We start from the raw sequence: 22,478 nt of genomic DNA on the forward strand, positions 1-22,478 counted from the left end.
CTGTATCTCACATTCAACAGCGCAGTTTTTTAGAAGACAAACGGCCCCTGAATCTCAGGAGCCGCTTTAGACCCTTCGTCCTTGAAATTACAGCGGTATTAGCGGCGCTCACTCACTCGAATAACTGACCTAAGCCAGTTTGTCGATATTCATGGGCCAGCACAAACGCAATTCAAATCGGTTTACAACCAATTTGTCATTCGTTTGCTGCCTTGGCTGCAACTCCAATGACTTGGGGTATAACTGGCCTGTTACCAGGCGCTAAGTCAGAATTAACGGGTGAATGCGTACACCGTGCCGCCTCTCGCCTGAACCAGTAGCTTATCGCTTGCAATCACTGGTGCACTCAGGAAGCCAGAGCTATCGACACTCTGTTGAGCAACAAAACGGCCATCATCGGTATTCACCCAGTGCAGATAACCTTCGGCATCACCTACAACCAGATAGCCATTATACATCACTGGAGCCGTCAAGTTACGATGTAATAAATCGCTTTGACTCCAAAGGGTTACTCCGCCATCAGCTTTCAAGGCAATAATGCGGTCATCTTGGTCAACCAGATAAATGCGGCCACTGTCGACAATGATGTCATTAACTGACCCCATTTCACGTTTCCACAGAATTTGACCAGAACGCAAATCCAAGGCAGTCAAATTGCCATTGTATGCCAATGCATAAACCACACCATCAACAACAACCGGCGTAGTATCAACATCATTCAGACGGTCAATCTCAGTAGTCCCTGTCACTTGGGAAATACGTTGCTGCCAAATTAACTGGCCTTGTTCCATCATCACGGCACTGACACGACCATTGTCGCCACCAACAATTGCTGCACCAAATGCTACCGCAGGAGCAGATTCACCGCGCAGAGACAAAGCTGGGGTATCCAGATTTAATGTCCACTTGATAGCGCCGTCAGATTCATTCAGCGCTTGCAGCATGCCATTTGAGGTGTGGATTAACACCACGCCATCACTGACAACTGGGCGTGATAATGCTTCGCCCGCAACCACGGTTTGCCATGCCACTTGGCCATCGTCAGAATTCAGCGCATACACCACTGCTTTCTCACTGCCAACATACACATGCGCACCAGAAGCTGTTACGCCACCAGATAACATCGCAGAACGGTTACTGGAGAGGAAGTTAGTTTTCTCTGACAGGTCGGTTTGCCAAATTTGCTTACCGGTGTCTGCCTCCATCGCTTTTACCAGACCTTTACGGTCTGCGGCGAAGACAGATGTTCCCTGCCATGCAGGACGCAGATGAGAGTAATAATCGCCGACACCGCCACCAACAGAGGTGCTCCACACTTTGGTTGGTGTGAATTGGTTCTCAACTTTTGGCAGTGGCGACATGGTAACCACATCTTCTTCACTATTAAAAAGTGAGCAACCGCTCAATAGGGCAACAGAAACCAGTCCTACTAAGAGTGTTTTACGCAATTGCATGGGAATACCCCTTAGTTGGACAAGTTATTCAATTTCATGCGTAGCAAAGCTTGCAGCGCCTGAGATGCATTTGATTCGATGCCCTTACTGTAAGCTGCGCGCGCACCTGCGGTGTCACCTTTGCTTAATAATACATCGCCACGAACATCTTGAGCCATTGCTGTCCAACCCTCTCCTTGCACCGCATCCAGTGTTTTTAATGCTTCGTCTGGTTTTTTCAATTGCAGTTGCAAACGGGCAAGACGCAGATTAATCAGCGACAGCAAGTTTTCATCTTTTGTTTGGCCCAATGCTTGGGTGAGCTGTTGTGCTGCTTTATCAAACTCGTTCTGCTCAACAAAATGGTGAGCCAGTTCCAACCCAGCCAATACGCCGTAGTTATTTTTATTGCCCTGAACAAATTTTTCAGCGAGAGCAACACCATCAGCACTATTCGCTGACAGAGCATCACTGGCTTGCTGATAGGCAGAGGAGGCTTCCGTCATGGCAGTATTCTGATTACTCTGCCAGTAACGCCAGCCCACTAATGCACCAATCCCGAGCACCACACCCACGGCCAGCGCTTTACCATTCTCACTAAAGAAACGGCGCACTGCATCAACCTGGTCATTTTCAGTGGTATAGACTTCCACGGTGTCTCTCTCCTTAACCCAACATCAAAGCCAGACGCGCAGCAACATCCGCTTGCGCCAGCGTTTCTTGTTCACCATTTCGCAAATCTTTTACGACCACTTGCTGTGCCGCGACTTCGCTTTCGCCAAGTATTAAAGCAACACGGGCACCCCACTTATCAGCGCGGGTAATTTGCTTTTTGAAATTACCACCGCCGTAGTTAGTCATTAACTTTAGCGTTGCTAACTCATCACGCAAATGCTCAGCAAGTTGCATTGCAGCACTTTGTGTCCCCTCACCTGAGGAGATGAGATATACATCAACTGTCGCAGGTACTTTGAATTCAGGATTAACCGCCTGCACCAATAGAACCAGACGTTCCAGTCCCATAGCAAAACCTACAGCAGGGGTTGCACGTCCACCTAATTGCTCAACCAGCCCGTCATAACGCCCACCAGCACAAACTGTGCCCTGCGCGCCCAAACTGCTGGTAACCCATTCAAATACCGTGCGGTTATAATAATCCAAACCACGAACTAAACGTTCATTGACGGTATATGGGATACTGGCCTGGTCTAAAAGTTCACACAAGCCCGCAAAATGTTGTTTGGATTCTTCATCCAGATAGTCAGATAGCTTAGGTGCATCATTAAGCAACAACTGTACATCCGGGTTCTTGGAATCCAGCACTCGTAATGGATTACTGTACATGCGGCGCTTACAATCTTCATCCAGCACCTCAACATGTTGTTCCAAGAAGGCCACCAGCGCTTCACGGTAATCTGCGCGCGCATCCAATGACCCAATGGAGTTCAGCTCAAGTTTCACATGTTCTGAAATCCCTAAAGCGCGCCACCAACGGGCACTCAAGAGAATCAATTCAGCATCAATATCAGGCCCTTGCAGACCGAAAACCTCCACCCCCATCTGATGAAACTGGCGGTAGCGGCCTTTCTGCGGACGCTCATAGCGGAACATTGGGCCGACGTACCACAAACGCTGTTCCTGATTGTACAGCAGACCATGTTCAATACCGGCACGTACGCACCCTGCCGTCCCTTCCGGACGCAGTGTCAGACTTTCGCCATTGCGATCGTCGAAGGTATACATCTCTTTCTCAACCACGTCGGTAACTTCACCGATTGCGCGTTTGAATAACGGGGTCTGCTCTACAATCGGCATGCGGATTTCGCTGTAACCGTAGCCTGCCAGCACTTGCTTTAAGATGCCTTCAATCCGCTGCCATATTGCCGTATCGGCTGGCAGGTAGTCGTTCATACCACGGATGGCTTGAATGTTCTTTGCCACGTCTGTTCTCTGTAGTTTTATACCGGTTGACTTGATGTTGCCGCAGTTTGAGCAACAACACCAATAACATTGGGCATAGTGCAAAAAATAAAGCCGATTATAGAGGTTTGCCGTCCATATATTCAATGGCGACAATTTGTTACCTCTATTGGCGCAATATAAAGCGGGCCACGCCCGCTTTTTTCACTCTGTTCTACAATACATCGCTAATAACGTTTATTTATCATCCAGCATATTGATAACAATTCGGTTATTTGCATCAAGCATTGATGCTTTGGCACGAATTTTCGCTTCTAGCTGATCAATCATTTTTTCGTTATTAAAACGTTCCTTTTGGCGAACGCCATCTTCGTAGAAACCACTATGATTACGTGCGCCAGTGACCCCAATGGTTGACACTAACGCCTCACCCGGCCCATTAACTACACAACCAATGATAGAAACATCCATCGGGGTAATCAGGTCCTCTAACCGCTGTTCCAACGCATTTACCGTACCAATAACATCAAATTCTTGGCGGGAACAGGTTGGGCACGCAATAAAGTTAATCCCACGGGAACGAATTCTCAGAGATTTAAGAATATCAAAACCGACTTTAACTTCTTCAACCGGATCTGCTGCCAGTGAAATACGCAAAGTATCGCCAATCCCTTCGGACAGCAACAAACCTAGACCGATCGCAGATTTAACTGAGCCACTGCGCGCTCCGCCAGCTTCAGTTATCCCTAAATGCAATGGATTATTAATTTGTTTGGCCAACAGACGGTAGGAGTTAACAGCCAGGAAAACATCGGAGGCTTTTACACTGATTTTAAACTGATCAAAATTGAGACGATCAAGGATATCGACATGGCGCATCGCGGATTCAAGCAGGGCTTCTGGCGTAGGTTCGCCATACTTTTCCTGAATATCTTTTTCCAGTGATCCACCATTAATACCAATACGAATAGGGATATTATTGTAACGAGCGCAATCAACCACAGACCGAATTCGCTCTTCGGAACCGATGTTTCCAGGATTGATTCGTAGACAATCAACACCATATTCCGCAACTTTCAAGGCAATACGGTAGTCAAAGTGAATATCGGCAACCAGCGGAACATTTGACTGCTGTTTAATCAACTTAAATGCCTCAGCCGCATCCATAGTTGGTACTGAGACTCGCACGATATCCACGCCGACACGTTCCAATGCCTTAATTTGGGCAACAGTCGCATCAACATCCGTGGTTTTGGTATTGGTCATCGATTGCACTGCAATCGGTGCGCCATCACCAATGGGCACTTTACCGACGTAAATCCGGGTAGATTTACGTCGGATAATTGGGGATTCGTTATGCATTACACTCTCTCCTTTACAGTCGTGTAGTTTTTGCAACGAAGTCGTCTTTCAAAACCGCAATAATGCTTTGTTAGAACCACGACGTTGTTTGTCAAAAACACAATATTACTCTACACCGACAGTCAGGCGGGCTACGCGATTAGCCTTAATAAACTTACTCAAATCTACTGGATTCCCCTGATAGGTAATCGTTAATGCACCTGGTGCACCAATGGTTAACTTATAAGGAGCTTTACCGGACAGATTGAGGGTCGCGCCCCCTTTTTGGATACCGCTAAACAATGTCTTTCCGCTCGCATCAACAACCTGTAACCAACAGTCAGCTTTAAAGTTCATGACTAATGAACCCACAGATGATGTAGCACCATTCACCCCAGCGTCTGCTGTAGGTAAGGGCGATTGCGGGGTAGAAACATCAGGCAATGGCGCCTGACTTGGAGAAACAACGACAGATTCCGCTGAACTTGTTCCTTGAGGGGCTGTTGTGCCGACAGGGTTATTCACCGCATCCGCTGGTGCTGCACTGTTGGTCACAGGCGCAGTACCATTTGCTGTTGGAGTAGAAGGCGGGTTATTGGCAGCCTGAGCCTGGGCATCCGCAGAGGCCTCAGGATCGCTATTATCATCAGCCAGCGGCACAGATTGCCCGCCATTTTGCGACAATTGGGCAGAAGATTGATCAGCCATAGTGACTATTTCTGCTTGCTGTGCCTGATGATTTTGCCACCACCATGCCCCAGTCAGACCGAGCACAACCAACACAATAAGCCAGGTGAAACTCATCAACCAGCCATCACGTTTTTTATGCTTTTTACCCAATGAGAAACTTTGCATTGGGGCGACTTTTGCCGCTCTGATTGGTGCTTGCTTTGCCAGTATTGGCAACAGTTCATCTTCAGGAAGATGAACTAATTTAGCGTAAGAACGAATGTAACCACGGTGGAATGTTGAGGCGAGATTAGCTTGCGCTTTATCCTCCTCAAGATCACGGATTGTGGATACTTTCAAACACAGACGTTCTGCAACCATCTGCTGAGTTAGCCCTAGTGCTTCGCGGGCTTGACGCAGGCGCACACCTGTCGTCTCTGGAACAGTTTGATCTTGGGAGGCTTCAGTATTCATTAGCTAGAAAGTGCTGGTACTGTTTGGATTGAGGAAAACTTCGCGCAAGCTGCTTGCCATAGCGTTGAACACTATCTTGACGGCCTGCTAGCGCGGCGAAACGAATTTGTAACCATAAACTTTCAGCACTGGCTGGAAGTACATGTTGATAAACATCCAGTAATAATTGCGCCTGGGCGCGATTCCCTTCTCCAAAATGCCGTTGAGCTTCTGCAAGCAGCGGCTCGCCTTTGTCCGGATCATACTTCAATGCTCGGCTCAAGAGTACTCGAGCCTGATCATTTTGGTTTGCCCGTAAAAAGCAATATCCCGCATTTTCCAGACTATCTGCAACCTGACCGTAATCAGGTGACAACAGCGCGGCGCTAAACTGTTGTTGGGCCGGTACATACTGCCCTAAACTACACAGAAACGCACCGTAATTATTCAGTACAGTGCCATTTCCAGGCGCCAATTTCATTGCTTGTTGATAGCGCTGCTCTGCCGCATCGTTTTCACCGATACGTTGCTCATAAAAAGCCATACCTAATTGAGCTCGATAATCCTGTGGATCCGCTGCTACAGCCTTTTCAAGATTCTGCCGCGCGGCCTTAAGATCACCTTGCGCCAGATATTCTAAACCTAATTGTAAACGTGTCTGCCCTGCCGCCGGTTGGCTTGCATTTTCTGGTGATGAACCGGAGCAACCCGCCAATACAGTTGCTATCAGGCAAACTCTCCACAGTTTTGTCAGCTTCATGCTTTCTTAATTGTCCTTATATGTGAAGATACCCGTTAACTTTAAACGCCAGATAAACAGGCACTCATATTATGCCTATATCTGACGGTTAAATAATTTTTCAGCACTGATTAGCTTACAAATTATAAGTTTAATAACAAATAGTTATACACAAATAATCGGCATTAAAAATCAGACTGTTTTAATAGCAATAGGTTCACCCGCCATTTTCTTTTTCAATGTCCGCTTGGTTCGGTCAATCACTTCACCGGCCAACTGACCACATGCCGCATCAATATCATCGCCACGAGTCTTACGGACTATGGTCGTAAAACCGTATTCCATCAATACTTTAGAAAAACGATCCACCCGGCTATTGGAGCTACGGCCATAAGGTGCCCCTGGGAACGGGTTCCATGGAATCAAGTTAATCTTACAAGGTGTGTCTTTCAAACATTCAGCCAGTTGATGAGCTTGCTCAGTACTGTCGTTGATGTGATCCAGCATAACGTATTCAACCGTAACTCGCCCGCCATTAGCTTTGGATTTTGCTAAATAGCGACGAACCGCAGCCAAGAAGGTTTCAATATTGTATTTGCGGTTGATAGGCACGATTTCATCGCGGATATCATCTGTCGGTGCATGCAGCGAGATAGCCAACGCCACATCAATCATGTCACCCAATTTATCCAGTGCAGGCACCACACCTGAAGTGGATAGCGTCACACGACGTTTAGATAAGCCGAAGCCAAAATCGTCCATCATGATATCCATCGCGGGTACCACGTTATTCAGGTTCAGCAATGGTTCGCCCATACCCATCATAACCACGTTGGTGATTGGCCGGGTTCCGGTTGATTTTAATGCACCGATAATCTTCGCCGCTCGCCATACCTGGCCGATAATTTCAGAGACTCGCAGGTTGCGGTTGAAACCTTGCTGGGCAGTTGAGCAGAATTTACATTCCAATGCACAACCGACTTGAGATGAAACGCACAATGTGGCGCGCTCACCTTCAGGGATATACACCGTCTCGACTTGCTGATCGCCCACCTTAATGGCCCACTTGATAGTGCCATCTGTTGAGCGCTGTTCTTCCGCCACTTCCGGTGCGCGGATTTCTGCTACACGCTGTAACTTGGCGCGCAGCCCTTTATTAATATCGGTCATTTGCTCGAAATCATCATAGCAATAGTGATACATCCACTTCATGACCTGATCGGCACGAAAAGGCTTTTCGCCCATTTTGGCAAAGAATTCGCGCATTTGCTGACGATTTAAATCAAGCAGATTGATTTTGCCGGTGACAGGAGCTGCGGTTTCAACCGCGCTGTCAGACAGAGGAGCAGCATCAGTCGGCATTGATGCAGTTAATAATTGTTCAGACATGAGTTGTCGTGGCCTCGTTGTTACACTTTACGGCGCTGCGCTTTAAACCGGGTACGGCTTTCGAAACGGCGATGATGAATAAATAATAGAACGCCCCGGCAGAGATGTCTCCACCAGGGCGCGGCATTGTACGAATTTTAATGCATGGATTCCATGTTTAGAAAGGGGCCTGGCCAACTTTATTGTTTCAGTTGATTAAATAGCAGCCATTCCTAAACTGAATCAATTAATTAGCTGCGAGGAAAAATTTCATCTGCGGCGAAGAAATAAGCAATTTCACGTTGAGCTGATTCAACAGCATCAGAACCGTGTACCGCATTCGCGGTGAAGCTATCAGCAAAATCAGCACGTAGAGTACCGGCCAGTGCATTGTCTGGGTTAGTTGCGCCCATAATATCGCGATGGCGTTGAACGGCATTTTCGCCTTCCAGAACCTGAACCATAATTGGGCCAGAAGTCATAAACTCAACCAGACCATCGAAGAATGGGCGACCTTTATGTTCAGCGTAAAAGCCTTCAGCTTGTTCTTTGGTCAAATGCAACATTTTGGCAGCAATAATTTTGAAACCAGCACTTTCAAAACGCGCATAGATGGCACCAATGTCATTATTGGCAACAGCATTTGGTTTAATAATGGAGAAAGTACGTTCTAAAGCCATGATAACCTCTATTGGATTTCTACCCATCGTCTTTCAATATAGAGGATTTTTGGTTTCCATCAACCCCAACTCATTGAATTACATCAACTCATTGGAATCATTCGGTTACCGCCAATCTGCTTCTCGAAACCTATTGGGTATATAATATTGACCGGACTTGGAACCCGCCGCGATAACTCTCTTAACAGCAGTTAAACTCGGCTGACGGACAGTTCCTTTATTACAAAATTATGCCGACCCTGTACAGTGGCCGCCGATTATATGTGTGTGATTGGCGCTTGCATACGGGAATTACAACATTTCATTAAAAAATATTTATCTTAATTGCCTATTTTTATGCACAACTCACAATTCTCATAAAAATCAGTTTTCTGCCTTGAAGTTAGGCGCAATAAAATAGCGGCAGGAATGCAAATAATTACCACGTAGGAATAAACTTAACACCGGTTTTTTCACAAGACCTGATGGGCTCACGGGTGATATTGGATTCCCAAAGCTGAATCGCTGTGGCGTGCAATTAACTCAATCGAAACCGGCTGCTACTCCAACCTAAAGGTCAGATTACTGACCAGACCACTGTCATCCAATACATTGAGCTGATAAGCGCCGGGCGCAGATAACTTTTGCACCCATGATTGATTATTTTCTGTTACTGCAACTTGCTCTCCATTTAAAAACCACCAATGTTGCCCTCGGCCTCCTTGAGCCGTCAAACGAAGGTCAAGACTCTGTTGGCCCGGTAGGCGTTTCACTACCGCACCGTCACGGATGCCCAAAATAAGCAGTGGAGCCACATTGAGATTACCTTGAGGTGGACATTCGCGACTGGCGGCGGGTAACCGCTGGCTGCGGCGCTCTGTCGGCGGCAACCACGGCTCAAGTGGCAGTGGCCATAATGTTAATTGCACAGGTTTTGCATCCGGGCAATCGGCTGCCACTCGCAGCCCTTGCGCATTTAGCCACAGGCTGAGTTGGCTCCCTTGCAGATTTTCCTGCCCTGGAGCGGGCATTGTCGGGGGCAGCGTCCCATCAAGAACCCAACTTTGACGCCGCTGGCGGCAATTACTGTCCCCGATGGCCAATGGTTGGCCGCCCGGCCAGCAAATTTCTTCCCGACTAACAGATGAGGGTCGGGGATCGCGTGGTAACTGCTGAACAGCTTGCTGAGAGCGGGTCATCAGCAGGTTATTGACCTGATTGAGGATAGGGATGGCGGTGGCGTAACCAAATTGACCGGCGACTGGCGTGCCATCAGGCCGCCCAACCCAGACACCGAGGGTATAACGGGCATTAATACCTATCGCCCAGGCATCACGGTAGCCATAGCTGGTGCCGGTTTTCCACGCCAACGGGACAATAGCCGGTAAAATATCATCCGGTAACGGCCGCGCCTCACCCGCCATAATCCGTCGGGTAATCCATGCGGCTCCGGCGGAGAATAACCGCCGCTCCTGCACTGGCTGTTGTGGCTCAAAACGTAATGTGGCGGCCATTCCACCACGAGCAAAAGCACTGTAGGCGGCCACTAACTGATCCAAGCGCGCACCAGTCCCCCCAAGGATCACCGCCAAACTCGGCTCACTGTGTGGAGGGAAACGTAAATTTAAACCGCCATTGCGCAAATTAGCTGTAAAGCGTTTTGGACCAAAAGACTCCAGTAATTGCACTGCGGGCAGATTCAGTGAGCGAACCAGTGCCTCGCTGGCACTGACCGGGCCATGAAACCCAGTATCAAAATTACCGGGCCGATAGTCACCAAAACGGCGCGGCACATCCTGTAACAGTGATTCGGCATGAATCAGCCCATCATCCAATGCCATCGCATATAAGAAGGGTTTTAATGTCGATCCCGGCGAACGCCAGGCGCTGACCATATCCACATGACCAAAGCGGCTATTATCCTCAAAATCGACCGAGCCGAGATAAGCTCGGACATTCATCGTGCTGTTTTCCACCACCAGTAATCCTAGGGAGGTTTTCTCTGGCAACTGGTGACGCCACCCCGCCGCCATATCTTCTAATTGCCGCTGTAACCCCGCATCAACAGTGGTCTGGATAACTTCCCGCTGATTACCACGGGTCACGCGGCGGGCCAATAATGGCGCTAGTTGCGGCACCTGACGTGGTGCCAGCCAGATATCTTCTTGTTTTATATCAGCCACTTGTTCTGCCGACCAGACCTGATAATCAGCCAGCCGGCTTAAAACTTTATCCCGCGCGGCTTTGGCCCGCAGTGGGTAGCGGTCTGGTCGTAAGCGGCTTGGGGCTTGGGGCAGTGCCGCCAGTAGTGCGGCTTCTGCTGGCGTCAATTGTGAGGGCGGTTTGCCAAGATATGTCCAACTGGCAGCACCAATTCCTTGTAATGTGCCGCCGAAAGGGGCGCGATTAAGATAAATTTCAAGAATTTGATCTTTAGAAAAATGCCATTCCAACTGCATGGTTCGCCAAACTTGGCGTAATTTACCAGTCAAAGTGCGGGGATGTGGGTCAATCAGGCGGGCAACCTGCATTGATAACGTGCTACCCCCAGAGAGGATTTTACCGGCGCGCAAATATTGCCAAGTGGCTCGAACCAACGCCAAAGGGTTTACGCCAGGGTGCGAGTAAAACCAGCGGTCTTCAAAAGTTAGCAGTGCTTGCAGGTAATAAGGGGAAACATCTGGTAGGGCAACCGGATAGCGCCAGACTCCGTCAGCATCGGCGAAGCGCCACAATGGCGTGCCATCTTCAGCCACAACCACCCGGGCCACCTGAGCCTCCGTCAAGGGCAGCGGCCAGCATTTATCTGCCAGCCACAAAGCCGCCGGAATAAGCATAACAATGAACACCAGCGCCCAAATTTTGCGGCGATGGCGAGAGAAAAAAACGTTGCGCATCAATAACATTAAGTCCCAAACTGGTGCGGTGACCGACCATCAGCCGCACCAGGGAAGTCAGTATTTACTTAGAAATTTCAAGCTGCAACACAGTGCTTCCGAGCGCCCGCCAATCCGGGACATACATGGATTCCACCTGTGGTGCGGGCACTTGATAGACTCCCGGCGTCACCGCGCGCGCCAGATAGAGCAAGGTCGTGTGGCGATAAGCATCAACATTCACCGCAGCAACATAGCGGTCATCACGGAACTCTTGATGTTTGATATCCGATTGCTGCATATCCTGCAATAACTCCGTCACACTATTGGCACTTTCCCCCAGACTGGCGCTACTGTCGCCCAAATTCTGGTTTTCCAGCTCGAGTCCGGCGGGCAGTAAATCCACCACTAATGCATCCGGCACCCGTTTATCGGCCCAGACGTCTAAGTGTACCAGAACCAGTTCGCCACTTTTAAGATGTGATAACTGCAACGGATTACCATCAAGCCCAATATAACTGCGGGTGATATGTAAATTATTACTGAAAGGGACTGGCGTCTGCTGTGGATACCCGACGATATCCAGGCGACTGTACAAGGTGACATCGCCCGGGTTTTGTAATTGCATCCCGTCAGCCAGTTGTGATGCTGACCAGTTTTGAGTCAGTGCGGCATTTTGCGTCAATGTCGGGCTGCCTGCCAGCGGCGCTAACTGCGGTGCAATTGTCACCTGCCACGGCGTTTCAGCACCATTAATCAGGGTGCGTCCCGCCAGGAAGAGTGCGTTACTCTCTTGTGTAGACAGATAATTACGGCCCACCAGCGCATTGGATAACGCCAACAGGCGGGAGTCGCGCTCTTGTGGCAGTAGGTTATTGTCAGTCAACAGCGCCAAAATCAGCGCATCATCGCGCAGAGCACTGCCGTAATCCTCCAGCCAATAATCTTTATCACTGCGGTGAGTCTTCAGCCCCTGATTAATGGCTTCTTTAGCTCGCGGCATATCACCCATTAATTTCAGTGCTACCCCCAGTTGCACCAGCGGCAAGCCGGAGCGCGCATCATTGCTGCGGGTATACAGTTGCCGCAATGCACCCAGTGATGCCTGTTGCTGCTGCGCCAATACTAAACCGGCATAAGCCTGCACCGCAAAACGGGTATGTTTGTCTTGTTCGCTATAGCGAATTTCAATTTGACTTGGGTCTTGTAAATAACGCTGCAAGCGATTATTGGCAGCGGTTAATGCCGCCGCCGGCACACTGTAGCCTTGCTGACTGGCGCGATAAAGGAAATCAGTGGCATAAGCCGTTAACCAGAACTCTTCCGGGCTGCTATTGCTCCACAGGCCAAAACTGCCATTGTAGCGCTGCATACCCAGCAGATGCTCAATACCGACATCGATACTTTTACGCCGTTTTTCATCACTGTCGGCCTTGATACCCATGGCGGTCAGCTGGGCATTATTGCTGTACAGCGAAGGGTATAACCCGCTCACCGTTTGCTCCAAACAACCGTAAGGATAAGCATATAATTCAGCGATATAGCGGGCCAAATTCAGTGGCGGGCGGCTAGTTATCAGTAATTGCCCTTGCAGGGTTTCAGGTATCAGCCCCTCAATGGCTTCGGCTGGCAAGCTCCAGCTATCGCCACTGCGCAGCACATTGGCGAAATGGCGCGTCTGTGACGGATAAGCTGGCCGCACCCCAATTTTCCAATGATGCTGATAATCTGGCAGTTTTTCCTCCGGTAAGACCATGCCGGTGATGGTCAGCCCAATATCACCCTGACCCAGACCCGGCAAAGCCCGCACCGGAATCAACAGCGTTTTACGTTCACCTTTAGCCAGCGAAACAGACTGAGTTCTCTCACCATCAAGTGCCAGTAAATCGCTAGCAACCCATTGAAGTGACAGTGTTTGTGGTTGGCCGGACAGATTGCTCAAATCCAATGCCAGCTGCGTGCGGTCACCGCCGGCAAGAAAGCGCGGTGTGGCCAGTTGCGCAATTAGCGGGGCCGCAACCACCACTTTGGACTCTGCTTTGCCGAAATCTTCATCACTCCAGGCTTGCGCCATCAAGCGCAACTCGCCGTTAAAGTCAGGGATAGCCAGTTCAATGCTGCCTTCGCCCTGTGCATTTAAGGTCACCGGCTGGGCTTGTTGCGCCACTATCGTGACCTCGGTAATAGGTTTTTTACCGCCACGCGATAGCGCATCTTCGTCATCGCCATCACCACCAAAACGCAAGCTCGCCAAACGCCCCTGCCCCTCAATCAACTGCCCATAAATATCATATTGATCAGCACTGTAGCGCTTGCGGCCAAAGAAGGCATCATAGGGGTCTGGGGTTGCGTAATCAGTAATATTCAAGATGCCGCTGTCCACTGCCGACAGCAAAACCTGCACTTTTTCTGGCAGTGGCGCACCGCTACGATTGGCTTTCACTTTGACGGTTAATGTTTGATTCGGGCGAATACGGGCTGGGGCATCCAATTGCAACGCCAGCTTGCGCGTTTCATCCACTAGCGGCAGATGCAACAAACCAATCGCGCGTTTTGGTGTGGCTTGCTGCGACTTATCACCAGGGCGAATCACTGTCGCGCTAAGATAAAGGTCATGACGATTCCAATCCGAATTAATTGGCACTTCAACCTCTGTGCCTCCAGCTGGAATAGTCACTTCCTGCCACCATAATGGGCCATCACTGGATTCAACCAGCAAATAACCATTACCGGCAGCCGGTGCTTCAATATGCAGTTTCACTTTTTCGCCCGGTCGGTAAGCCGGTTTATCCAGTGTCAGTTTGACCTGATCGGGCCGCACCGCACCACTGCCGCCCGTATTATCTTGCCAGCTATAACCGGCCCAGAAGCGGGAGCTAGTCACCAGTTGGTTATTAGGATTGCTGACTTCAAGGCGGTAAGCGCCCCATTCCACTGGGAAGCTAATTTTGTCGCTGCCGTTGGCGGGAATATCTATCGCCTGCTCTGCCAAAATAAGATCTTTTTTGTCAAACAGCGACTGCCAGCCCTCGCTTTCTGACCACTGCCAGTAATAATCTCGGCGCTCACGTACCAGTTTTACTTTCAGATCATTAACAGCCAGTTTGTCGCCGTTTGCATTGGCATAAACGATTTCAAAATCAGCTTGGGTATCTTGGTCTACCATAGCTTGCGATTTATAACTGTCACTGCGGTAATCATAAACTTGCTGTTTATTGAACAGCGGGCGAATACCTGCCAGTGCGCTGGCTGGCCATAATGCTTGCTCAGCTCGGCGAGTCACGGGCCGCCCACCAGACTCTAGCAAACTGGCCTGTAAAATAAGTTTCAGCGGCGATTGCGCGTCCTGCCAGCTGTTATCCACCGCAATATCAGTTTCGCCTTCGCTGTCTAAGGTGGTATCAAACTCATCCAGAGTGCGCGACAGATTTTCTTCGGTAACCGAGCCAAATTCAAAACCCGGTAGCGCGGCGACAGCTTCCCGCAGTGGGCGCAAGAACAGCTGGCCTTGCAGGCGATTGCCGGATGCTGGTGCACCATATAAATAGCGCCCGGTCACGGCAAAGCGGGCTTCGCTGTCGGTGGCGATAGGTTCTTTATGGGTGGCAATCTCCAGTGCCATGCGCTCTGGCAGGAAATCTTCTACTTTGAATTTATACAGCCGCGGTTGATTATCACCCAGATCCAAACGCAGTGACCATTCACCGGTTGGCCCAGCTTCAGGAATGGCATATTGGTATTGATACAGGCCATCCTGTGGCTGCCAGACAAAGCTGCGCGCCACCTGGTTATCCGGTTTAAGAATATCAACTTTTACCGGTTGAGTCGTGAGAGGTTTTCCGTCCGCATCCCGCAGTAACCCATTGACAATTAAGGTTTCTCCTGGGCGATATAAATCCCGTGGGCCAAAGGCAAAAAACTGTTTTTGGAAACCTTCCGGCCCAGCGATATCAAACTCGGCCAAATCCAGTGCTGGGGCATTAAGGTCAATCAGGCTGGTTTGCCCGTTTTGCGCCGCCAACAGTAATTTCGCTTTGGGATTCTTTGCCAGCTGTGCATGGCCCTGCCCGTCGGTTTCGGCTTGAACCAGCACTTGGCCTTTTTCATCCAGCACTTGCAGCGACACACCTTTCAAGGCCGCCCCACCCGCCAATGCCTGAGTAAAGACATCCATCCTATTATGGTAGCTGTGCAACGACACCCCAATGTCACTCAGGGTAAATAAGGTGGCGGCATTGGTATAGCTGTAATGCCCGGCTTGCTGCATCACCGCCAGATAAACACCGGATTCTTGCAATGGCTTAATATCGGCAAGTGGCAACAACAGTTTTTCGCGGGTGTTAGCCGCGGGATTAAGGTCAAAGCGGCCGGTATAAACTAAATCAGCCATTTTCAATAGTTCGTCTGATTCCCAGTTAGACAGCGCACTGCGGTTCTGCCAAGTCGCCAGGAAATTAGCCAAACTGTTCTGTTTAATACGGAAGAAATTAACATCGACGTTATCAACATTGAGCGCCATTACTGGCAAGCCCTGAGCCAATTTACCCGGTAATAAAGAGCCTTTACTGGCAAAACCGACACTGGGTTTGATATCTCGGGTGGTGATATTTTGCTGCTGCGATTGCGAAAGCGCCGCGCCATTAATGCCGGTTAGCCCGCTGTCTATGGTTAACACCAGCTTGCGCTCCGGCAGCAAATGCCGCATACGCAGCTCAGTGAGGTTGTCGGAAAGCTCCCAACTGCCATCAATTTTACCGGTGACGCTGTCTACCAAATGCACGCGAGATGCAAAATCTTGTTTGGGATCAAGGGGGATGGAAAAAGTTAACACCAGCGCACTGGCACCATCGAGTTGTAACTCAGAGGCATCCAGTAATGTTAGTGGCTGATTTGCATGGCGTTTTGCCAGCTCTGCCAATGACGCTGTATCGAGTTTTTTCACCACGGGTAGGCTGGCGGTGGCGACAGGAGGCTTCGCCGGATCGGCGGCTTCTTTATTACTACCATCATCACAGGCGGCTAGCATTATGACTGCTACGGCCAAAATAGTTACCTGCCAATTTTTAAGCACTGATTGCCACCCCTGCAAACCGAAATAATTCATACATCGCTCCCTGAAAGATCCAACCGGGCGATTGTAGCATTGCTATGAAGGAGTTTATATATAAGGAAATTCTGTATTATTTTCTCAAAAACAGTTTCAATTTAATTAAAATTGAACAGCAAAATCATCATGAGAGTTAATATATATTTTCCTTTATAGATTATAATATTTTAAATATTATTAATTTACACTGCGCCATTAACTTCCTTTCCAGGCGCGTGTTTTTATAGGCTTTATTAATATAGTTTCGGGTTAAAGATAAATATGACTCAGAATAATTACCTAGGGCACCAACCCATCAGTTTCCAGCATATTTTTGCAATTAAATCAATTTGTTAGTAATTATGTTTTATCCATTTCTTGTTAGCTATATTGTCAGGTAACATCCTAAAAATAACAAGTTACCTGACATTCGCTATAACGCAATAAAGCTAAAAATAAATGGGCGGTTTTAAGCTCAATTATTTATCGCTTTTTTCTTTATTCAAATGGAACGTAAAACGTGACTGAAAATAGTTTCTAACATGTTCTTCCATTGAATGAACTTTCTGGTCAATGCTGTTACAGAAGAATTCATCACTGTTCATCGCTCTAACTCTTTGCAACGCCATGATGTCTATTTCTTCTTTTTGTTTTTCTGTAAGGTCTAAATTAGTTTGCTTGTTCGTCATGAGGTTACCTTGATCCTAAAGAATGTGATTCATTATAGCCCTATAAATACCTTAGTGAAAATCTTACCGGTTGCTATGTATTAACGCAACACTAGCCCATACGCCCCCGAATTTTAGTTGTAATAATTTATATTAATTTTCAATTGGTTGTTTGGTTACCCAGCAAGGTCGAGCACAGCTTTTGACTGAAAAATTCGATTAACTCAGCAAACCCACTAATCTATTTTAAGTAACTAATAAATTATATTTATGAGTAATGGAGCCGTGACAATGAAAATAAAAATCGAAAACTATACAGGTGCAGCCGCCGGATGGGGTGCTGTAAAAGGGGTCGCAGAGGCATTACGCGGGCAAATGAATATTAGCCATGATGTCATTGCAATGTTTGATATGAACAAACCGGAAGGTTTTGATTGTCCTGGTTGTGCATGGCCAGATCCTAAACACACGGCGTCATTTGATATCTGTGAAAATGGTGCAAAAGCATTGGCTTGGGAAGCGACATCTAAAAGAACTCCCCCTGAATTTTTTGCCAAACACACAGTATCCGAACTATTAGAGTGGGATGACTATGATTTAGAAAATGAAGGCCGTCTGACCCATCCAATGAAATATAACTCAACAACAGATAAATACGAGCCAATAGAGTGGGATGAAGCATTTCAGCAAGTGGGCACTCACTTACGCAGTTACTCTGACCCGAACACTGTCGAATTTTACACTTCAGGCCGAACATCAAATGAAGCTGCGTTCTTATATCAACTCTTTGCTCGGGAATATGGAACTAATAATTTTCCGGACTGTTCAAATATGTGCCATGAGCCAACCAGCGTTGGGCTTGCGGCATCAATTGGTGTTGGTAAAGGGACTGTTTTATTAGAAGATTTTGAAAAAGCCAATTTAATTATTTGTATTGGCCATAATCCAGGGACAAATCATCCGCGCATGCTAAGTTCATTACGTGATGCGGCCAAACTTGGTGTGAAAATTATTGCCATTAATCCGTTGCGGGAACGCGGACTTGAGTTCTTCACTTACCCACAAGATCCTGTCGAAATGCTAACGTTGGAATCGACAAAATTAGCCCAAAATTACTATAAAGTGCGTATTGGTGGTGATACTGCGCTGATTAAAGGTGTTTTGCGGTGCATTATTGAACGTCACAATGCCGCATTAGCTAGCAACCAACCCTCAGTGTTAGATATTGATTTTATTGCTGAACATACAAATGGTTATGAAAAACTAGAGCAGAATATTTTATCCAGCAACTGGGATGATATTCTGCGAGTATCAGGTATTTCTCGTGAACACATTGAAGAAATAGCAGATTTTTATATTGCAGCAAAAAATACCATCATTTGTTATGGCATGGGCATAACTCAGCATCAACATGGCACTCAAAATATTCAGCAACTCGTCAATCTATTATTATTAAAAGGGAATATAGGTCGTGATGGTGCAGGGATTTGTCCTCTACGCGGGCATTCCAATGTGCAAGGTGACCGTACTGTAGGTATTACGGAAAAACCAAGTAAGACATTTTTGGATAATATAGAAAAACACTTTGGTTTCTGCCCTCCGAGTGATTTTGGCCATGCCGCAGTGGCGAGCATGAAGGCTATTTATCAGGGCAGTGCTAACGCACTTATTTGTATGGGAGGTAACCTGGCTGTCGCAATGCCTGATCGTGATGCTTGTTATGCGGGTATGAAAAAGTTAGATATGGCAGTACATATTGCGACAAAACTTAATCGTTCACATTTACTTACGGCAAAGAATACATTCTTATTCCCAGTATTAGGCCGTAGTGAAATTGACATGCAATTGGGTGGAGCACAAAGTATTACTGTCGAAGATTCCATGTCAATGGTGCATGCTTCAAGAGGGCTGTTAAAACCTATTAGCCCTTATCTTAAGTCAGAACCGGCTATTGTTGCCGGCCTTGCAAAAGCAACAATCACAAAAACTAAAGTTGATTGGGATAATTTTATTAATAACTATGACCTGATACGCGATGCAATGGAGGCGGTATTATCAGGATTTGATGATTATAATGCACGCATCAGAATACCTGGAGGCTTCCATCTCACTAATGCCGCCTCTAATCGTCATTGGATTACCGAGTCAGGCAAGGCCAACTTTATGACGACAAAAGGCGTTATTGAAGACCCAGAATCTGCGGTTAATAGTGAATTAATATTGGCAACATTGCGCAGTCATGACCAATATAACACCACCATATATGGCATGAATGATCGCTATCGTGGTGTGTTTGGTCAACGTGACGTGATCTTTATCAGCCAAAATGAATCCACAAAACAAGGAATCAAACAAGGTGACAAAGTAAACGTCATTGCATTGGATTGTAATAATCACTCAACAGACCGGCGTTTAGACAACCTAACTGTTGTTATTTATGATATGGCTGAGCATTCAGTAGCCACTTACTTCCCAGAGGCTAATAATCTTATTTCATTAGATAATTTTGATCCTCAATGTGGCATTCCTGCTTATAAGAACATTCCGGTGAAACTGGAATTAGTCATGTGAAAAAGAAGGGGTGATAGCTTATTTAATCATCCATTTTTAAATTGATATTTTCTCTATGGCTCTGAGTAAAACAGAGTCATAGAGGGTTTTCTGGGCGAAAACAAAGATGCAGGTTATGTTGCAGAGCATTCACCGGATTTAATATAGCACGCATTATTTTTCGTTATTGTATTGGGCGTGATTCACATTTTTTCTACCCGGTCTGATTATCCACTTATCCTCTCTGCTTATAAATCCCCCTCCGTCGTCCCTAAATCACTAGAGTGTTATAGATTTTAGAGCGCCCCCGTTAGCTAAAATAGCCCATAACTCCGGAGCTAACATCATCTAATACCCAATACCCAAGATATCTCATCCCCGCCAGTGCGAATGTCATTGTAGGTTATTATCAGCAACGATAAGCACAAAAAACACTATTAAAAAACGACAAAATATCATAAAAGCACAAAGAAAATAACCGCTAATATTTTATATTTAAACTATTTCCACACCAAAATATGAACAATATAAATTAATAATTTTATTTTAAAAAAAACAATAAAACATAATAATAAATCCAACAAAATCATTGTGTTACGATAAATTATATTATCAATTAAATATTAAAATAAAATCTTAAATTAAGTTTAAATTATATTATTTTTAAATACCACCTCTGCTAGTGACTCAAGCATTTCATTTTAGTTATATTCCATTTCGAAATTCACACCACTGTTTAGATACATATTTATAAATTGCTTATTTGCGAACAGGAAAATATATATGAAACCTTGTAAGACTTTAAATACGCGTATTTTACCACTTTCTTTATTGATCTCATCACTGGTATCCGGTGGTGCAATAGCGGCACAAAATCCAAATTTAATATATACACCCACTGGCGACTTCAAACGTATCGCAGAAGGTGGTGTATTTATTAGTAATGGCGGTAATGAGCTTGAATTTGAAACAATAAAAACTGTGCCCGTAGATGAAATTGAGTGGAATGCAGCGGATAGTGATGCCATTCAAAAACTGAGAGCGGAAAAACAAGAATCAGAAAAAGAAGCCGGAGAGCTATTAGACCAAAATACTACTATAAAAGATGCCAAAGAGGCTTATGAATTAGCCAATCAACACTATAAGGTTCGTGAAAGCCAAGTGGCAGCGGCAGAAGTCGTTAACAATGCGGTTGATAAATTAACTCAACAAAAAAATGATACTCCCACAATTAAAGGGATAACTGAAGATAATTCAGAAGCAAAAATACTGATCGATGCAATAACTGCGAAGATGAGTACCGCAAATCAAGATGACCTAAAAACGGCAATAAATACTGTCCAGTCAGCTGCTACAGAGCTACAAACGGGGTTAACTAAATTTAATGGTCAAACACCTATGGCAGAACTTGGTGCCATCGACTTAACTGATTTGCAGAATAAACTGAAGGCTGCCATCACTGAAGTTACAGATGAATATAAAAATATTATTAATAATAATAATCTTGATCCAGATGACACTAAAGCAGAATTTGAACAATTAACAGCAAACTATGAGTCAGTAACTGACGCCTATAGCAAATACGTGCCTTCAGCTGAGGAGTTTAAAAAACAACTTAAGACTCAAGAAGAGACTGCAGCGGCAGTGGCATTGATAGGTAATTTGGGCTCATTAGACGAACTAAAAACTGCTGAAAAAACTAAAAATGAGAGCTATCAGCTTGAGCTCAACAACAATGAAACTGTTAAAGATAAACTGACAGAACTAGCACAACACATTAAAGCTGTAGATGACAAAATAATTAATGCAACCCCACAGATTGCCACCCTAGATGTTGAAGAGGGTAAGCTGGCTAAAAAACAGCAAGTTAAACTTGGTGATACCCAAACTATCAAAAACAACGCCAAATCCGTTGACGGCATTATTCTTGGTACGCAAAAAGTTGAAGAAGATGGTATTGCTGAAGGAAGTATTGTCCATAACCGTGGCAAATTAGAATTAGCCGAAGGAGCCAACTCGTTTGGTGCTCAGATTGCTGGCGAATTGGTCAACACCCGCGGTACAGATACCAATAGCATTGTCAAAGAGGGTGGCATGCTAACTTTGAGTGGTGTAGCGGCTGAGTTGGCTAAATCTGTCAATGCCAAAATTGAAGAAAACGCGAGTGCTATTTTAGACGCATTCTCTGAAGCCACAGGCATGGAATCTCACGGTAATGTTACTGTGAAGAAAGATGCCACAGTGATCGACTCTACTGTTAATGGTGGGACTTTTGCCCTGGAAGAAGGCTCGCGAGCAGAGAACACCATTGTTAATAGCGGCACATTTACTATTGCCGACGGCGCTATCGCCGATAAAACCACGTTAAATAATGCAACTGTCTTAACATTATCTGAACATCAAACCGCAAATAACACCACAGTAAACCAAGGTGCTGTCTTTGAACTGAAAGATAAAGCAAAAACCGAAGGTACAGTGGTTAATCACGGTAAATTTAACATTGCCTCTGATACCACGGCGGATAGAACTGACTTAGTCAGCGGGACTATTGATGTGGTTCAAGGTAGCATTGTTACTAATACCTATATCCGCAAAGACGGTACCTTGAATTTAGCGGAAAATGCCGCAACGACAGGTACTTCTATTGATGGCGGTCAGTTTAATATCGCCAAAGGTGCCACTGCGACCAATACAACCTTGCATAACGGCGTAATGG

The 22,478-nt window shown here is 46.5% G+C and carries 13 protein-coding genes; 2 read left to right on the forward strand and 11 right to left on the reverse strand.

Features of this window, described 5'->3' with window-relative positions:
- Positions 1-272: 272 nt before the first annotated feature.
- The 11 genes from bamB to YROHD0001_RS0118540 all read right to left on the reverse strand — a co-directional run bounded on the left by bamB (position 273) and on the right by YROHD0001_RS0118540 (position 17,233).
- Positions 273-1,454: an outer membrane protein assembly factor BamB gene (gene bamB, locus YROHD0001_RS02970; RefSeq protein ID WP_004716152.1), complete on the reverse strand. Its 1,182-nt coding sequence runs from the start codon at positions 1,452-1,454 to the stop codon at positions 273-275.
- An 11-nt stretch (positions 1,455-1,465) separates the two neighbouring features.
- Positions 1,466-2,086: a YfgM family protein gene (locus YROHD0001_RS02965; protein WP_004716153.1), complete on the reverse strand. Its 621-nt coding sequence runs from the start codon at positions 2,084-2,086 to the stop codon at positions 1,466-1,468.
- A gap of 13 nt (positions 2,087-2,099) precedes the next feature.
- Entirely contained in the window at positions 2,100-3,374 is a 1,275-nt protein-coding gene (gene hisS, locus YROHD0001_RS02960; RefSeq protein WP_004716154.1) for a histidine--tRNA ligase, read from the reverse strand.
- Positions 3,375-3,590: 216 nt separating this feature from the next.
- Complete coding sequence (ispG, locus tag YROHD0001_RS02955) at positions 3,591-4,715, reverse strand: flavodoxin-dependent (E)-4-hydroxy-3-methylbut-2-enyl-diphosphate synthase (protein ID WP_032817873.1); 1,125 nt, start codon at positions 4,713-4,715, stop codon at positions 3,591-3,593.
- A gap of 105 nt (positions 4,716-4,820) precedes the next feature.
- Positions 4,821-5,837 carry a cytoskeleton protein RodZ gene (rodZ, locus tag YROHD0001_RS02950; RefSeq protein WP_032817874.1) on the reverse strand — a complete coding sequence of 339 codons (1,017 nt, stop codon included), beginning with the start codon at positions 5,835-5,837 and terminating at the stop codon, positions 4,821-4,823.
- Positions 5,827-6,576: a type IV pilus biogenesis/stability protein PilW gene (pilW, locus tag YROHD0001_RS02945; protein ID WP_004716157.1), complete on the reverse strand. Its 750-nt coding sequence runs from the start codon at positions 6,574-6,576 to the stop codon at positions 5,827-5,829. The genes rodZ and pilW overlap by 11 nt, the downstream gene beginning before the upstream one ends.
- 171 nt (positions 6,577-6,747) lie before the next feature.
- A complete protein-coding gene (rlmN, locus tag YROHD0001_RS02940) occupies positions 6,748-7,917 on the reverse strand; it encodes a dual-specificity RNA methyltransferase RlmN (protein ID WP_390620185.1) in 1,170 nt (389 codons plus the stop codon).
- Between the two features lie 257 nt (positions 7,918-8,174).
- Positions 8,175-8,603 carry a nucleoside-diphosphate kinase gene (gene ndk, locus YROHD0001_RS02935; protein WP_004707890.1) on the reverse strand — a complete coding sequence of 143 codons (429 nt, stop codon included), beginning with the start codon at positions 8,601-8,603 and terminating at the stop codon, positions 8,175-8,177.
- Between the two features lie 539 nt (positions 8,604-9,142).
- Positions 9,143-11,479 (reverse strand): peptidoglycan glycosyltransferase PbpC, encoded by a 2,337-nt coding sequence (gene pbpC / locus YROHD0001_RS02930; RefSeq protein ID WP_032817890.1) that lies wholly within the window; start codon positions 11,477-11,479, stop codon positions 9,143-9,145.
- Between the two features lie 64 nt (positions 11,480-11,543).
- Positions 11,544-16,562, reverse strand: coding sequence for an alpha-2-macroglobulin family protein (locus YROHD0001_RS02925; RefSeq protein WP_004716161.1), 5,019 nt, complete (start codon positions 16,560-16,562; stop codon positions 11,544-11,546).
- A 461-nt stretch (positions 16,563-17,023) separates the two neighbouring features.
- Positions 17,024-17,233 carry a hypothetical protein gene (locus YROHD0001_RS0118540; RefSeq protein WP_032817877.1) on the reverse strand — a complete coding sequence of 70 codons (210 nt, stop codon included), beginning with the start codon at positions 17,231-17,233 and terminating at the stop codon, positions 17,024-17,026.
- 270 nt (positions 17,234-17,503) lie between these two features.
- Here YROHD0001_RS0118540 and YROHD0001_RS02920 point away from each other — a divergent pair, with 270 nt between their 5' ends.
- Positions 17,504-19,783: an FdhF/YdeP family oxidoreductase gene (locus YROHD0001_RS02920; protein WP_032817880.1), complete on the forward strand. Its 2,280-nt coding sequence runs from the start codon at positions 17,504-17,506 to the stop codon at positions 19,781-19,783.
- A 762-nt stretch (positions 19,784-20,545) separates the two neighbouring features.
- The coding region (locus tag YROHD0001_RS02915; RefSeq protein WP_004716165.1) for an AIDA repeat-containing protein at positions 20,546-22,478 on the forward strand (1,933 nt) is incomplete at its 3' end.

The sequence above is a fragment of the Yersinia rohdei ATCC 43380 genome, assembly GCF_000173775.1.
Classification (GTDB): domain Bacteria; phylum Pseudomonadota; class Gammaproteobacteria; order Enterobacterales; family Enterobacteriaceae; genus Yersinia; species Yersinia rohdei.

Coding starts and splice junctions, on each gene's coding strand:
- YROHD0001_RS0118540 (WP_032817877.1), bottom strand. CDS start 17,233: ATGACGAACAAGCAAACTAATTTAGACCTTACAGAAAAACAAAAAGAA.
- YROHD0001_RS02925 (WP_004716161.1), bottom strand. CDS start 16,562: ATGAATTATTTCGGTTTGCAGGGGTGGCAATCAGTGCTTAAAAATTGG.
- rodZ (WP_032817874.1), bottom strand. CDS start 5,837: ATGAATACTGAAGCCTCCCAAGATCAAACTGTTCCAGAGACGACAGGT.
- pbpC (WP_032817890.1), bottom strand. CDS start 11,479: ATGCGCAACGTTTTTTTCTCTCGCCATCGCCGCAAAATTTGGGCGCTG.
- ndk (WP_004707890.1), bottom strand. CDS start 8,603: ATGGCTTTAGAACGTACTTTCTCCATTATTAAACCAAATGCTGTTGCC.
- pilW (WP_004716157.1), bottom strand. CDS start 6,576: ATGAAGCTGACAAAACTGTGGAGAGTTTGCCTGATAGCAACTGTATTG.
- YROHD0001_RS02920 (WP_032817880.1), top strand. CDS start 17,504: ATGAAAATAAAAATCGAAAACTATACAGGTGCAGCCGCCGGATGGGGT.
- bamB (WP_004716152.1), bottom strand. CDS start 1,454: ATGCAATTGCGTAAAACACTCTTAGTAGGACTGGTTTCTGTTGCCCTA.
- rlmN (WP_390620185.1), bottom strand. CDS start 7,917: ATGCCGACTGATGCTGCTCCTCTGTCTGACAGCGCGGTTGAAACCGCA.
- ispG (WP_032817873.1), bottom strand. CDS start 4,715: ATGCATAACGAATCCCCAATTATCCGACGTAAATCTACCCGGATTTAC.